The following is a 14,261-nucleotide window of genomic DNA, read 5'->3' as shown; positions in this document are numbered from 1 at the left end:
CTGCTTGAGGACCTTGGCGGTCATCTTGCGGTTGGCACCGGCACCGATCACCAGGATCGGGTTACGGGCGTTCTGCAATTTCTCGACGGCAGCTTCGATGGCTACGTGTTCGGCCAGCGGGCGGCGGTGCAGGCTACGCGGGATCGGCAGTGCATCGGTCTGCTCGGCGGCGATGTCTTCCGGCAGTTCCAGGTGTACCGCACCCGGCTTTTCTTCTTCGGCCAGGCGGAAGGCTTCACGCATGCGGGCCGGGATGTTGTCGGCCGAGGCGAACTGGTGGGTGTACTTGGTGATGGGGTCCATCATGCCGCACACGTCAATGATCTGGAAGCGGCCCTGCTTGGACTTCTTGATCGGCTTCTGGCCGGTGATCATCATCATCGGCATGCCGCCCAGGTAGGCGTAGGCGCTGGCGGTGACCAGGTTGGTGGCGCCGGGGCCGAGGGTGGACAGGCTGACGCCGGTCTTGCCGGTCAGGCGGCCGTAGGTGGCAGCCATGAAGCCTGCAGACTGCTCATGGCGGGTCAGTACCAGCTTGATCTTCGACTTGCGCAGGGATTCGAGCAGGTCGAGGTTTTCCTCACCGGGAATGCCGAACACATACTCGACACCTTCGTTTTCCAGGCATTGCACAACGACATCGGCGGCCTTGGCCATTTGGGGTACTACCTCAAAATCTTTGTGGGATTGCAGCTTTATTTCGCTGCGTGACTGAGATGTTGCAGGATGTCTCAGTGGCGCGCATCGTAGGCCCTCTGGTTAATAATAATAAATATATTGTTATGATGCTTAGCATCACAGTTCGTTATGAATGGTAGAGCCCCTCAATGAACCTCAAGGCATTGCGCTGCTGCGTCGAGATCGTACGCCAGGGCAGCTTCACCAAGGCTGCGCAGCATTTGCACATTGCCCAGCCGGCGCTGAGCATGGCCGTCACCCGTCTGGAAGAAGAGCTGGGCGTGACCCTGTTCAACCGCACCACGCGCAAAGTCATCCTTACCGCCGAGGGCGAACAGTTCCTGCCACGCATTGCGTCGGCGTTGCGCGAGATGGATGTCGCCCGGCAAGAACTGCGCGACATGGCCGACCTGAAACGCGGCGAAGTGCGCCTGGGCATCCCGCCCATGTTCGGCCTGCACTATGTACCCGGGTTGATGAACGCCTTCCGCCAGCTGTATCCAGGCATTGCCATGACCGTATTCGAAGGCAGTGCCGAGGACATTGGCCATCGTCTGGAGCAACGGGAAATCGACCTGGCACTGCTGGAGTCCAGGCGAGTGCCGCCCGACAAGGAATCGATTCTGCTGGGCAGTGACGAGATGCTGGCGTGTATGCACCCCGACCACCCTTATGCCGGCAAAGCCTTCCTCACGGCGCAAGACCTGCGCAATACCGACATGGTCGTGTTCGACCGCACGTTCGTTCAACGTCACCTACTGGACGCCTTCTTCGCCGAACACGGGATTACTTACCAAGTGGCGTTGCAGAGCAACTTCGTCTCACTGGTGGTGCAGGCCGCGCTGGACAACATGGGCGTGGCAACCCTGCTGCGCTCGGTCCAGCAGCGCACGCCGGGTATCGTCGGGGTGCCGTTCCGGCCGGCGCAGCTGATGAGCTTCAGATTGTGTTGGCGCTCGGGGGAATACCTGTCGCTGGCCAGCAAGCGGTTCATCGACTTTGCTGCGCAGATGAATTACCTGGAGCGGTGAGGCTCGCCTGTTCCGGCCCTTTCGCGGCTAAAGCCGCTCCCACAGGTACAGCGTAAATGTTGGGCACCCGCAGTCCCTGTGGGAGCGGCTTTAGCCGCGAACACCGGCAAAGCCGGTGCCAGACCGACGCGCCAGTGCCTATGGGAGCGCAGTTTTCAACGCCAGATGGGCGATCACCTGCTCAGCCGCCCGCCCCAGGCAGCCCTTGAAAAAGTGGTTGGCACCTGCATAAACCGACACCGCCCGTTGCCCCGGGCCAGCCCATTGCAACAGGTTGGCCAGCGGCGCCATTTCATCCTGTTCGCCATGCAGCAGCAGGCAATCCGCAGGCACCGGCAATGGCTCGTAATATCGCCCGCCCGGTACATCACCCACCGGCAGCCCCAGCAACGCCACTGCCTGCAACTGCCCTTCAAGCGCACAGGCCACACGGGCGAACACATAAGCACCAAAAGAAAACCCGACCAGGGCTACCGGTAGCGCAGGCAACTCCCGTCTGAAGTGACGGATGACCGCGATGCAGTCTTGCGCTTCGCCGATACCCTCGTCGTGCGCACCTTGGGTCTGCCCTACCCCACGGAAACTCGGCCGCACCACCTGCCAACCGGCTGCGCACAGCTGCCGCGCCAGGGTCAGCGGCACGATATGGCGCGGGCTACCGCCCAGCAGCGGTTGTGGGTGACTGACCAGCACCACCCCCTTGGGCGGCCCGGCAGAGTAGTCGATCAGCAGCTCGATCTGGCCGGCCGGCCCATCGATAAGCAACGGGTTACGTGGTGCATCCGACATCGTTTTCGTCCTTGCTAGCCAAATGAGTGGCGCCTGATCACGCCGTTTGCCGCGGGAGGCCATGCACCACCAGCAACACCAGCACGACACTGGTCAATGCCAGGGCCGAGAGCGTTGCCAGTACCCCCGTCGCGCCGAAGTGCTGGAACAGATAACCGCCCACCAAGGGCGTCAGTGCCTGGCCAATCAATGATGGGCGCGACATCTTGCCCATCAGCGCAACATACTGGGCAGGCGGCATCAGGGCCAGCGGCAGCAGCCCCCTGACAATGGCGCGCAGACCATTGCCACAGCCATACAGCAGCAGGCCCAGCGCGGTCATCCCCGGCGCCACGGCCACCAGCGTCAGACCTACAGCAACCAGCACTGATGATACCAGCGCAGTCCATATCGGGTGGCGCTTGCCGGCGATGATCTGCAGCACCCGCGAGGCCACCTGGCTTGGCCCAAGCAAGGCACTCAGGCCAATGGCAGCCGCCAGCGAATGGCCCTGGCCCTGCAGGACCGCCACCAGTTGCACTGAAACGGCAGTCATGATGATCGCGCCAATGGCGAAGATTGCGGTCAGCAGCCAGTAAAGGCGGCGGTGCACGGGCTGATCTGCCACCGCCGTCATGCTCTGGGCCTTCTGCCGGGGCTGGCCTGCCGGCAACACCCAGAGGTACAGCGGCGCCACGGCAACGATCAGCACCAACGCATAAGCCATGCAGGCCGTGCGCCAGCCCAGTTGCTCGATGGCGAGGGCGAGTACCGGCCAGGTCACGGTAGTGGCAAACCCTGAAATCAGGGTGATGCCCGTAATCGCCCGTCCCGCCCGTTCGGCATACAGGGCACCGAGGGTGGCAAATAGTGCTTCGTAAAGCCCCATTGCCATCCCCGCGCCAATGATCACCCAGGCCAGCAGGAATACCTGCAGGCTGTGGCAGTTGGCAACCACCAGCAAGCCCAGCCCCACTACCGCGCCGCTGGCGGCCAGTTGCCAGCGCCCGCCATAGCGCGCCACCAGGCGGCTGGACAGCGGCGCCAACAACGCCGACACCATCAGGGCCAGCGACAGCGCCCCATACACCCAGCCGCTGTCCCAGCCGGTCTCGTGCAGGATTGGCTTGCCCATCACCGCCAGGAGGAAGAACGAACCACCCCACACCAGGATTTGCAGCAGGCCCAGCCAGAAAATACCCAAGGGCCCGGGAAAACGTACGCCAGCATTCACGACAGCAGCCTTATCCACCAAGCGGGCCGGATGTCGGCGCACGCAGGTGGCAGTCTAAAAGAGCAGGCGTATGGCTTGCCACAACATCCCGGCATTTCAGTTATGCGCGCAGTAGACAGCTTAAAAAACGGATGGAGTACATTTGTACGCACGCTTGTGGCCCGGTAGCAATCTGGTGGGCATTCACTGGCAGATGTCAGGGTGCAACCTCCGTAATTGCCAAAACAAATTTGATATTTGTTGCGATTCCACAGGTTCTTGCCTGCGCTTCGCCTCCCTACAATGACCCCACAACAACAAACGAGCCCAGCTCCGTGAGGCACGACCCCATGTACAGAGACCACATCGTCAAACCGCGTGCGACCGATAAACCGGCATTCATGGGTTTGGTCGCCGCTGTGATATTCGCCACCGCCCTGCTCTGTGGCGTGGGTGACGGTAGCCTCGCCCGGCTGATGGGCCCGATCGTACTCGACCTGCAGGCACCGCTGCTGCGTAACGCCGCAGTGGCCGGCACCTTGGCGGTGACCCTGGTACTGAACCTGTTCATCCTTGGCCGTTTTCCGTTACGGGCCCAGGTGATAACGGTCTGGTGTGAGCTGTTGCTGCTGTTCCTGCTGTTCTTCGACACCTTCGACCTGTCTTACAGTTTCATCGCCAGCAAGGTCGGCTTCATGATCACCCAAGGGGTGTTCACCACCGTCTACGTGTCCACCCTCTCCATCGCCATCGCCTTTGTTCTGGCGCTGCTGGGGGCTACTGCCCGGCTGTCGTCCAACGGTTTCGCCATCGCCATTGCCAGCTTCTACACCTCGTTCTTCCGCGGTGTGCCGCTACTGATCCAGATCTACCTGATCTACCTCGGCATCCCCCAGCTCGGCTATGTGGTGGGCGCCGTGCCGGCAGGCATCCTGGCGTTGTCGCTGTGCTACGGCGCTTACATGACGGAAATCTTCCGCGCCGGTATCAGCAGCATCCCGCGCGGGCAATGGGAAGCGTCGCGGGCGATCGGCCTGACGCCCTTCCAGGCCATGACCCGGGTGATCCTGCCGCAGTCGATGCGGCTGATCATTCCACCTACCGGCAACCAGTTCATCTCCATGCTCAAAGACAGCTCGCTGGTGTCAGTGATCGGTGTATGGGAGCTGATGTTCCTCGCCCGCACCCAGGGCCGTGCGGAGTTCCGCCACTTGGAAATGCTGATCACCGCTGCCGTCTTGTACTGGGTGCTGTCGATCCTGCTCGAAACCGTGCAATCGCGCCTGGAAAAACGTTTCGACCGCGCCCACCGTTGATCGAGGAACCCCCTGATGAACCAGCCTTTTACCCCCGCTGCCGGCCAGGCCGCCGTGTCAATTCGCGGCTTGCAGAAATGGTACGGCGAGTTTCATGTGCTCAAGGGCATTGACCTGGAGATCGCCAGCGGCGAAATCGTGGTGGTCTGTGGGCCTTCCGGCTCGGGCAAATCCACGTTGATCCGGTGCCTGAACCTGCTGGAAGACTTCCAGAAAGGTCAGGTGCAAATCGCCGGCAACCCACTGAACCGTGATGCGGCAAGCGTCGCCGCCATCCGTCGCCAGGTGGGCATGGTGTTCCAGCAGTTCAACCTGTTCCCGCACCTGACCGTGCTGGAAAACCTGATGCTCGGCCCGCGCCTGGTCAGCAAGCTCAGCGCGCCAGAGGCCCGCGCCCTGGCGCTGGAGTATCTGCACCGGGTGCGTATCGCCAGCCAGGCCGACAAGTTCCCCGGGCAGCTTTCCGGCGGCCAGCAACAACGTGTGGCCATTGCTCGTGCGCTGTGCATGAAGCCGCGCATCATGCTGTTCGACGAACCGACCTCGGCGTTGGACCCGGAAATGGTCAAAGAGGTGCTCGACGTAATGGGCGAGCTGGCCAAGGACGGCATCACCATGCTTTGCGTTACCCACGAAATGGGCTTCGCCCGCCGGGTGGCCGACCGCATCATCTTCATGGACCAAGGCCAGGTAATCGAACAAGGCCGGCCCGACGCGTTCTTCGACAACCCTGGCCATGCGCGCGCCAGGGAGTTTCTCTCGCAAATCCTCAGCCACTGAGCCTGTGTCTACCGCTGTGCCAATACCACAACAACAATTGCATGCCCGGAGACTTTCCGTATGAACCCAGTCGCTCGCTTGTTTGCCCTTACCGCCGTTGCCGGCTGCCTGACCTTGATGACAGGCGCCGCGTGGGCCGGCGCCACGCTCGATCGTATCCACCAGAGCAAGGTCATGAAAGTGGCCACAGCCGCCAACTGGCCACCGCAGTCATTTCTTGGCGAGGACAACACCCTCAAGGGCTTCGACATTGATGTGGCCAACGAGATTGGCAAGCGCCTGGGCGCCAAGGTGGCGTTTGTCACCCCGGAATACGGCATCATCACCGCGGGGCGCTGGGCAAGCCGCTGGGACCTGTCAGTCGGCTCGATGACCCCCACCACCGAGCGGGGGCGGGTGCTCGACTTTCCGGCCATTTACTACTACACCCCGTATGTGTTCGCGGTGCACAAGGACGCCGCCGGCGCCAGCGCGGCCGACCTCAATGGCAAGACCATCGGCGTTGAAGCTGGCACCACGTCCGAGGACTATATCAACCGTCGGCTGAAAATCGACGCCGCGGACGTGCCCGCGTTCAGCTACAGCGTGGAGCCGGGCAACGTGCAAACCTACGGCGACAGCATGGGCCCGCTGGACGACCTGCGCATAGGCAACGGCACCCGCCTGGATGCCACCCTGTCTGCACTGCCAACCATCATGGGCGCGATCAAGGCCGGTTACCCGGTTGCCCCGGTGCAGGGCAAGCCCGCCTACTACGAGCCCCTGGCCATCGCCACCGACAAGGGCGACGACGCCTTCAACGCTGAACTGGCCAAGGCCATCGACGACATGAAGGCCGACGGCACGCTGAAACAGCTGTCGGAAAAATGGTACGGCGCCGACCTTACACAAGTGCAGTAACGCCATTACCCGCAAGCCTGCGCCCTTGACTTGAAGGGCGTACGGCCCCCCCATGCCCGCAAAACCTGCAGCGCCCCGTAAAAGGATGACCCAGCCGATGGCCAGCTACAGCAACAACTACTATACCGGGACCATGCGCCCTGCCCCCCAGCGAGCCGGGTTGACCGGTGAGACCCGGGCAGATGCATGCGTGATTGGCGGCGGCCTGGCAGGCCTGAGCGTGGCCCGCGAGCTGCTGGCGCGTGGGCGCTCGGTGGTGTTGCTGGAGGCGGCACGGGTGGCATGGGGCGCCTCTGGGCGCAATGGCGGCTTTGTGTTGCAGGGGTGGTCCGAGGGGCTGTCGGCGATCGAGCGGCGTTGCGGCAAGCAGACCGCCGCCGCCTTGTTCCGGCTATCGCTGGAGGGCGTCGATATCGTCCGCGACACCATCGCCCGCCACCAGTTGCCAGGCTGCGCCGCCACCACCGGCAAGCTGAGCGTGGTGCGCTACGACGACGCCGACAACCTGCAGCGCACCCGCGACCGTATGGCCCGCGACTTCGATTTCAACCTGGAATACCTGGACACACAGGCACTGCGCAGCCGTCTGAACACCGACCGCTACTTCCAGGGGTTGCGGGACAGCCATGGTTTTCACTTCCACCCACTGAACTACTGCCTGGGCCTGGCCGAGCTGGTCGAGCTGGCCGGTGGTCGCATCCACGAACAGTCGCCGATGCTGCGGGTAGAGCGCAGAGCCGGCAGTCATCGCGTGATCACCGCCGACGGCGCGGTGACCTGTGCCGATGTGGTGTACTGCTGCGGTGGCTACGGCGGCCCGGAGTTCGGCCAGCTGCGCCGGGCGTTCCTGCCGATTGCCACTTATGTGGTGCTGACCGAACACCTGGGTGAGCGCCTGCGTGACGTAGTACGTACCACGGACGCAGTCGGCGACAACCGCCGCGCCTCCGACTACTACCGCATCGTCGAGGGTGACCGCCTGCTGTGGGGCGGCCATATCACCACGCGCAACCTGCAGGACGAACAGCGCCTGGGTCAGTTGCTGACCCGTGACATCCTCAGCGTGTATCCACAGTTGCAGGGTTTGAAAATCGCCAAGGCCTGGTCCGGGCTGATGGGTTACGCCCGCCACAAAATGCCGCACATCGGCCCCCTCGGTCCAGGGCTGTGGGCTTGTACTTCATTTGGGGGCCATGGTATGAACACCGCACCTGTGGGCGCCCGGGTTGTCAGCGAAGCAATCTGTGGCGAAACCGACCGCTACCGCCTGTTCGACGCCTATGGCCTGGAATGGAATGGCGGGCCGTTCGGACCCGCTGCGGCGCAAACGGTGTATGCCGGGCTGAAGCTGATGGACAGGTTCCAGGAAGCCCGCGCGCAGTACCACAACTAGAACAAACACCAGGAACCACCATGGACGCCCTCCCACCCGGCGCGCTGTTCAAACTGACTGAGAAGGACCGGCAATTGCTCGGGCTGCTGCAGGCCAACGCCCGTGAGCCCACCGCCTCGCTGGCGCGCAAGCTGGGCGTGTCTCGCTCGGCGGTACAGGAGCGCATCAACCGCCTGGAAAACGCCGGGGTGATCACCGGCTACAGTGTGCGCATCGACCAAGACAAGCTGCAGCAGGTGATCAACTGCTTCACCATGACCTCGTGCAGCAACAAGAGCTACACCGATGTGATGACCACCCTGCGCAAAATGGACGCGGTGCAGGCGGTGTATGCGGTGTCGGGCGAGATGGACTTCATTATCCACCTGACCACCCATACGCTGGGCGAGCTCAATGCCGAGCTGACCCGCATCAACATGATCAAGGGGGTTACGCACACGGCTTCGCACATTGTCATGGAAACCAAGTTCAGCAAGAAGCTGACCGTTTAAACGCTCCCCAGCCAGGCCGCCGATGCCCCCACAAGCTGCTCAGGTTCCTCGACGTTGCCGGCAAATATTGACTATGATCCCGCCTTGAACGTTTCAGCATGTTTCAAAAGGGATACAGATGTCAGTTCCGCAAATACCCCCTCTCCCCGGTAAAGGCACCGTCGCGAAGATGTCAGCCGCCATGGCGCTGGGCAGCTTTGCCATCGGCACCGGCGAATTCGCCATCATGGGCCTGATGCCCGACATTGCCAACAACCTGCAATTGAGTGAGCCCCAGGTGGGGCATGCCATCAGTGCCTACGCACTGGGGGTGATGGTTGGCGCCCCGACACTCGCGATTCTGGGTGCGCGGCTGCTGCGCAAGCACATGTTGCTGCTGCTGATGGCACTGTACGCCCTTGGCAACCTGGCTACCGCTTTCGCCCCTTCGTTCAGCAGCCTGGTTGCCTTCCGCTTTATCAGCGGCCTGCCCCACGGCGCCTACTTCGGCATTGCCGCAGTGGTGGCATCCAGCATGGTGGCCAAGGACCACCGAGCGGGTGCCGTTGCACGGGTGATGATGGGCCTGACCTTGGCCATGCTGCTGGGCAACCCGCTAGCCACGTATCTGGGCCAGTACTTTGGCTGGCGTTCAGCGTTCGTGCTGGTTGGCGCCATCGCGCTGTGCACCATCGCCCTGGTATGGCGCTTTGTGCCCCAGCGCCACGACGAAGTGCGCAGCGACCCACGCAAGGAACTGCAAGCCTTCACCCTCCCGCAGGTATGGATGGCGCTGGCCATCGCGTCGATCGGCTTTGCCGGCATGTTTACGGTATTCAGCTACCTGGCGCCGACCATGCTGCAGGTGACCCAGGTATCGCCCCAGTGGATTCCGTTCGGCCTTGCGGCGTTCGGGGTGGGCGGCATCGTCGGCAACATTGCCGGCGGCAAACTGTTCGACCGCCTGCAGTTCCGCGCCGTGGGGCTGGTGCTGGTGTGGTCGATCGCCGTGCTGCTGTTCTTCACCATTGCCGCCCAGGCACTGTGGAGCCTGCTGTTGGGCATCGGCCTGGTGGGTACCATGATCGCACTGGCAGCGCCATTGCAGATCCGCCTGATGGACATTGCCCATGAAGCGCCTAGCCTGGCAGCTGCGTCGAACCATGCAGCGTTCAACCTGGCCAATGCGCTGGGACCATGGCTGGGTGGCATGGCGATTACTGCGGGCCTGGGCTGGACCAGCACTGGCTATATCGGCGCGGCAACTGCGCTGGTTGGGCTGGGCATCTATCTGGTGGCACGACGCATGAAAGGCGGCCACTGAGGCCAGCCACGTGGGGCTGCAAAGCAGCCCCAAAATCTCCAACCCGCCGCAATCTACAGTGCCCCCCGAAACCGCTACCCTACCCCCTTCACACAAGCCACTGCCGAGCCCTTCATGTTCGATTGGGAAGACCTGCGTCATTTCTCTGCCTTCACCTCGGCCGGTTCGCTGTCCGCCGCCGCCAAGGCCTTGGGCGTCGACCACGCCACCGTGGCCCGGCGCATCGCTTCGCTCGAAGCCTCGCTCAAGCTCAAGCTGGTTGACCGGCGCCCCCGCGCCTATGTGCTCACCGACGAAGGCCGACGCGTTGCCGAACTTGCCGAGCAAATGACCCTGTCCTCCTTCGCCCTAGAACATTTCGCCAGCGCCGGCCAACAGGCGGTGGAAGGCGAGGTGGTGCTGTCGGCACCACCGGCACTGCTCGGCAGCATCGTCGCCCGACGCCTGGGCGAGCTGTACCAGCGCTACCCACGGTTGCGCCTGAAGCTGGTGGGCAGCAAATCAAAGGCATCTCTGGCCCGCCGCGAAGCTGACATCAGCATCACCCTGGCCAGGCCGACAGAACCGACCCTGGTGGCCAGCCTTCTGGGCCACCTGGACTACCGGTTGTACGCCTCGCCCGGCTACTTGGCCAGTGCAGCGGCACGACGCTACATCGGTTACGACGAATCCCAGGCCAACTCACCGCAACAGCAATGGCTGAACCGCCAGGCCGGCCAGCAGCCGTTCGCACTGCGCAGCAATGACCTGCGCATCCAGGCTCAGGCCTGTGCCGGCGGCATCGGCATCGCCTGCCTGCCGGCGTTCATGGCGCAGGAGCACGGCCTGAAGGACGCCGGCAGCGCCGAACAGACCATGAGCATCGAAATCTGGCAGGCAGTCCATGAAGACGTGCGCGCCACCCCACGGATCAAGGCCGTTACCGACTTCCTTCAGCAACAGGTGCGGCCACTGCTACGCTTGTGAATTTTTGCGTAATGCACGTGCACTAATGCGGAATTTTCGCGCAGGCGGGCCAGCGTTAGTCTCCCCCCATCACTAACGCCCCCCGAAGGAGAAAACGATGCAATACGTAAAGCTGGGTAACACCGGGCTGGACATTTCCAGGCTGTGTCTGGGCTGCATGACCTTCGGCGAACCCGACGCCGGCACGCATCCCTGGACCTTGGGCGAAGCCGCCAGCCGCCCCATCATTCGCCATGCCGTAGAGCAAGGCATCAACTTCTTCGACACTGCCAACAGCTATTCTGCCGGCACCTCGGAAATCATCGTCGGGAAACTGTTGAAGGCATTCACCCGCCGGGAAGAAACCGTGATTGCCACCAAGGTGTTCTTCCCTGCCAACATGTGGGAAGGCGCCAGCCGGCCCAATGAGCAAGGCTTGTCGCGCAAGGCGATCATGGCCAGCATCGACGCCAGCCTCACCCGCCTGGGTACCGACTACGTCGACCTGTACCAGATCCACCGCTGGGACTACCACACCCCCATCGAGGAGACCATGGAAGCCCTGCATGACGTGGTCAAGGCCGGCAAGGCACGCTACATCGGTGCTTCATCGATGTACGCCTGGCAGTTCGCCAAGGCACAGCAGGTGGCGGCCAGCAACGGCTGGAGCCGTTTTGTGTCGATGCAGAACTACCTCAACCTGATCTACCGGGAGGAAGAGCGCGAGATGATCCCACTGTGCCTGGACCAGGGGGTGGGGCTGATGCCCTGGAGCCCGATGGCCCGCGGGCGCCTGACCCGGCCGCACGGGCAGCAGACAGCACGCACCCGCAGCGATGTATCCGGCCAGTCGTTCTACGAAAAGACCGAGGTAGAGGACGGCCGAGTGATCGATGTCGTCGAACAGATCGCTGGCGAACGGGGTGTGCCGATGGCCCAGGTTGCGCTGGCCTGGGTACTGGGCAAGACCGGCGTTAGCGCCCCTATCGTCGGGGCCTCGAAGCCCGCCCATCTGGACGATGCACTGGGCGCGTTGTCACTGCAGCTGAGCGAGACCGAGGTGGCGCGCTTGCAGGCCCCTTACGTTCCCCACGCCGTGACCGGCTTCAAGTAGGGCGGTTTTGCGGCAGCTCGATGCGCACGCGCAGGCCGCCGCTGGTTGCGGCCAGCGCGGTAATGCTTCCGCCATGCAGGACAATGGCCCGCTGGGCAATCGCCAGGCCCAGGCCAAAGCCATCGTCGCTACTGTCGGTGCCGCGGTCGAACGGCTCGAAGATACGCTTCAGACGGGCCGGGTCTACCCCCGGACCGTGGTCGCTGACACTGACCTGAAGCCATTGCCCGCCCGGCGCCAACACAGCGCTCACCAACACTTCTGTGCCGACGGCGGTATAGCGAACAGCGTTGCGGATGATGTTCTCGAACGCCCGGTACAGCAGCTCTTCATGCCCCAGGATGAGAAACGCCCCTTGGGCTTGCAACGATACCTGGCACCGCTTCATGCCCGCTTCAAAACGGGCGTCTTCAACGATCTGCGCCAGCAACTCTGTCACATCTACACTGGCAAAGGCGCCGTCGCCCTGCCGAGCCTGGGCGCGGGCCAGGGTCAGCAGTTGCTCGATCAGGTCGTCCATGCGCCGTGATTCGCGCTCCACCCGCTGCAGCATGTCGTGTCGGTCAGGCTGCTGACGCATCAGGCCGATGGCGGCATGCATGCGGGTCAGCGGAGAACGCAGTTCGTGGGAAATATCGTGCAGCAGGTTCTGCTGCGCCTGTACCAGGGCCTTGAGCTGGCCGGCCATGCGGTCGCAGTCCTCGGCCAGTTCGACGATCTCGTCGCGCCGTTTGCCCAACCTGGGTTTTACACGCACATCGAACCTGCCTTGGGCCACCTGCCCCATGGCTTCACGCAACCAGGCCAATGGGCGAGTCAGGTAAAGGCTGCACAGAAAGGCAAACAACGCACTCATCAGCGTGCCGGTCACCAACGGGCCCATGCCACGCGGGCGCGGCGGCTCGCCAAGCGCCGTAGCCACCGACGCACGCAACACCAACGGGCGGCCTTCTCGGTCGCTCAACGCCTGCTCGAAACGCGACACCGGCACCGCCCTGCCCGCCAGCAGCTGGCCTTGGCTGTCATATAGGCCCACTTGCACATCCGGCGGCTGCGGTGACACCTCCAGCAGTTGCCGACCGGCCTGCTCGCCGTAACGCTGCAGTAACTGCAGTTCTGTGGCCAGCAGCGAACGCAGCGCCGGGGTATCACCGCGCCAGTCATTGAGCATGAAGGCCCCCGCCCCCACCAGGAAGGTCAGGCAGTTGGCCAGCCAGAACGCCAGGAACAGCTTCCAGAACAGACGCCGACGCATCATTCGACAATCAGCATGTAGCCCATGCCACGCACGCTCTGGATCCAGCTGCTGCCATCGGCCCGCGGGCCGAGCTTTTGCCGAATGCTGCTGACGTGCACGTCGATGCGCCGGTCATAACGGGTCAACGGCCGCCCCAGGGCATTGAGGGACAGGTCCTGCTTGCTGACCAACTGACCAGCCTGGCGAGCCAACGCTTCGAGCAGGCTGAATTCCGAGCCCGTCAGCTCCAGCGTGGCTTGGCCCCAATGCGCTTCACGACGTCCTGGCCACAGCTTCAATGCGCCCGTGCGCACCTGTTCGGGCGCACTGCCCTCGCCTGTCGGTTGCGGCTGCACCCGGCGCAGTATCGCCCGCAGGCGTGCAACCAGTTCACCCGGGGAGCTGGGCTTGGGAACATAGTCATCAGCCCCAAGCTCAAGGCCGGCAATACGGTCGATATTGTCGCCACGCGCGGTCAGCAGCAGCACCGGCACCTGACTGCGCGCACGCACGCGCCGCAGCACTTCGATGCCAGAAATACCCGGCAGCATCACGTCCAGCACCACCACCTGGAAGTGACCGGACAATGCCTGGGTCTCGCCCTCTTCACCCGTGGCCACCGCCGTGGCCTGGAAGCCTTCGCGTGCCAGGTACAAAGAGAGCATTTCAGTCAGTTCGCGGTCGTCGTCGACCAGCAGCACAGGGATCATCGGGGCCAGACATCGCAATTTCAGGGGCTGTAATGATCGCCCCGCCGGCCAGTACTGTCACCGCCGGCTGGTCGGACTTTACACATCTTTACCCTTGGCTAACCGCGCCGTACACAGCCCGCCCGTATCCTCGTCGCCCGCTGCCAGCGGGTTGCCCGCGCTTGCTCCCCTTCGAATCCGCTTGTCTGGAACCCCTGATGAACTACCCGCGCCTGTTGCTCTCCATCCTGTTGCTGAAAGCCTCGCTGGCCCATGCCTCCGCTTTCAGGATCGCCGACATCCGCGTCAACGGCCTGCAGCGGGTGTCCGCTGGCAGTGTTTTCGGTGCCTTGCCGCTGAACGTCGGCGACCAGGCCGATGATCGCCGCCTGGTGGACTCGAC

Annotated in this window: 14 protein-coding genes and 1 pseudogene; 10 read left to right on the top strand and 5 right to left on the bottom strand. The window is 63.2% G+C overall.

The features are described 5' to 3' along the window. On the bottom strand, positions 1 to 657 hold a 657-nt coding region (locus AC07XM_RS29945), incomplete at its 3' end, for a thiamine pyrophosphate-binding protein (RefSeq protein WP_495046071.1). Positions 658 to 827: 170 nt separating this feature from the next. On the opposite strand from AC07XM_RS29945, the gene AC07XM_RS29940 reads away from it, so the two are divergent. Beyond that, positions 828 to 1,709 carry a LysR family transcriptional regulator gene (locus AC07XM_RS29940; RefSeq protein ID WP_016486794.1) on the top strand — a complete coding sequence of 294 codons (882 nt, stop codon included), beginning with the start codon at positions 828 to 830 and terminating at the stop codon, positions 1,707 to 1,709. 138 nt (positions 1,710 to 1,847) lie between these two features. On the opposite strand, the gene AC07XM_RS29935 is transcribed toward AC07XM_RS29940, so the two are convergent. Together AC07XM_RS29935 and AC07XM_RS29930 are read right to left on the bottom strand one after the other, a co-directional pair. Further along, on the bottom strand, positions 1,848 to 2,498 hold the full coding sequence (locus tag AC07XM_RS29935; RefSeq protein ID WP_095117295.1) for an alpha/beta hydrolase: 651 nt from the start codon (positions 2,496 to 2,498) through the stop codon (positions 1,848 to 1,850). 37 nt (positions 2,499 to 2,535) lie between these two features. Further along, a complete protein-coding gene (locus AC07XM_RS29930) occupies positions 2,536 to 3,660 on the bottom strand; it encodes an MFS transporter (RefSeq protein WP_042914534.1) in 1,125 nt (374 codons plus the stop codon). A gap of 380 nt (positions 3,661 to 4,040) precedes the next feature. Between AC07XM_RS29930 and AC07XM_RS29925 the strand changes: the two genes are divergently transcribed. The 8 genes from AC07XM_RS29925 to AC07XM_RS29890 all read left to right on the top strand — a co-directional run bounded on the left by AC07XM_RS29925 (position 4,041) and on the right by AC07XM_RS29890 (position 11,932). Continuing rightward, positions 4,041 to 5,006 carry an amino acid ABC transporter permease gene (locus AC07XM_RS29925; RefSeq protein WP_016486791.1) on the top strand — a complete coding sequence of 322 codons (966 nt, stop codon included), beginning with the start codon at positions 4,041 to 4,043 and terminating at the stop codon, positions 5,004 to 5,006. 15 nt (positions 5,007 to 5,021) lie between these two features. Then, the gene (locus tag AC07XM_RS29920) at positions 5,022 to 5,786 is read left to right on the top strand and encodes an amino acid ABC transporter ATP-binding protein (RefSeq protein ID WP_016486790.1); all 765 of its coding nucleotides are present in this window, start codon (positions 5,022 to 5,024) and stop codon (positions 5,784 to 5,786) included. A gap of 60 nt (positions 5,787 to 5,846) precedes the next feature. Further along, entirely contained in the window at positions 5,847 to 6,686 is an 840-nt protein-coding gene (locus AC07XM_RS29915) for an ABC transporter substrate-binding protein (protein ID WP_016486789.1), read from the top strand. 97 nt (positions 6,687 to 6,783) lie between these two features. Next, positions 6,784 to 8,079, top strand: a complete 1,296-nt coding sequence (locus tag AC07XM_RS29910) for an NAD(P)/FAD-dependent oxidoreductase (RefSeq protein WP_016486788.1) — start codon at positions 6,784 to 6,786, stop codon at positions 8,077 to 8,079. A gap of 20 nt (positions 8,080 to 8,099) precedes the next feature. After that, the gene (locus AC07XM_RS29905) at positions 8,100 to 8,570 is read left to right on the top strand and encodes an Lrp/AsnC family transcriptional regulator (RefSeq protein ID WP_016486787.1); all 471 of its coding nucleotides are present in this window, start codon (positions 8,100 to 8,102) and stop codon (positions 8,568 to 8,570) included. Between the two features lie 118 nt (positions 8,571 to 8,688). Then, complete coding sequence (locus tag AC07XM_RS29900) at positions 8,689 to 9,873, top strand: MFS transporter (protein ID WP_172455970.1); 1,185 nt, start codon at positions 8,689 to 8,691, stop codon at positions 9,871 to 9,873. Positions 9,874 to 9,987: 114 nt separating this feature from the next. Next, positions 9,988 to 10,839, top strand: a complete 852-nt coding sequence (locus AC07XM_RS29895; RefSeq protein WP_016486785.1) for a LysR family transcriptional regulator — start codon at positions 9,988 to 9,990, stop codon at positions 10,837 to 10,839. Between the two features lie 97 nt (positions 10,840 to 10,936). Continuing rightward, the gene (locus tag AC07XM_RS29890) at positions 10,937 to 11,932 is read left to right on the top strand and encodes an aldo/keto reductase (protein ID WP_016486784.1); all 996 of its coding nucleotides are present in this window, start codon (positions 10,937 to 10,939) and stop codon (positions 11,930 to 11,932) included. On the opposite strand, the gene AC07XM_RS29885 is transcribed toward AC07XM_RS29890, so the two are convergent. Beyond that, positions 11,925 to 13,190 carry a sensor histidine kinase gene (locus tag AC07XM_RS29885; protein ID WP_102690197.1) on the bottom strand — a complete coding sequence of 422 codons (1,266 nt, stop codon included), beginning with the start codon at positions 13,188 to 13,190 and terminating at the stop codon, positions 11,925 to 11,927. The two genes, AC07XM_RS29890 and AC07XM_RS29885, sit on opposite strands and share 8 nt — an antisense overlap. After that, positions 13,187 to 13,879, bottom strand: coding sequence for a response regulator transcription factor (locus AC07XM_RS29880; RefSeq protein ID WP_016486782.1), 693 nt, complete (start codon positions 13,877 to 13,879; stop codon positions 13,187 to 13,189). The genes AC07XM_RS29885 and AC07XM_RS29880 overlap by 4 nt, the downstream gene beginning before the upstream one ends. Positions 13,880 to 14,076: 197 nt before the next feature. On the opposite strand from AC07XM_RS29880, the pseudogene AC07XM_RS29875 reads away from it, so the two are divergent. Further along, a pseudogene (locus tag AC07XM_RS29875) lies at positions 14,077 to 14,261 on the top strand (hypothetical protein); the annotation flags it as partial.

This window comes from Pseudomonas sp. GW460-LB5 (assembly GCF_059423245.1).
Note: the sequence above shows the minus strand (reverse complement) of the source record. Positions and strands in the feature narration are given on the sequence as shown.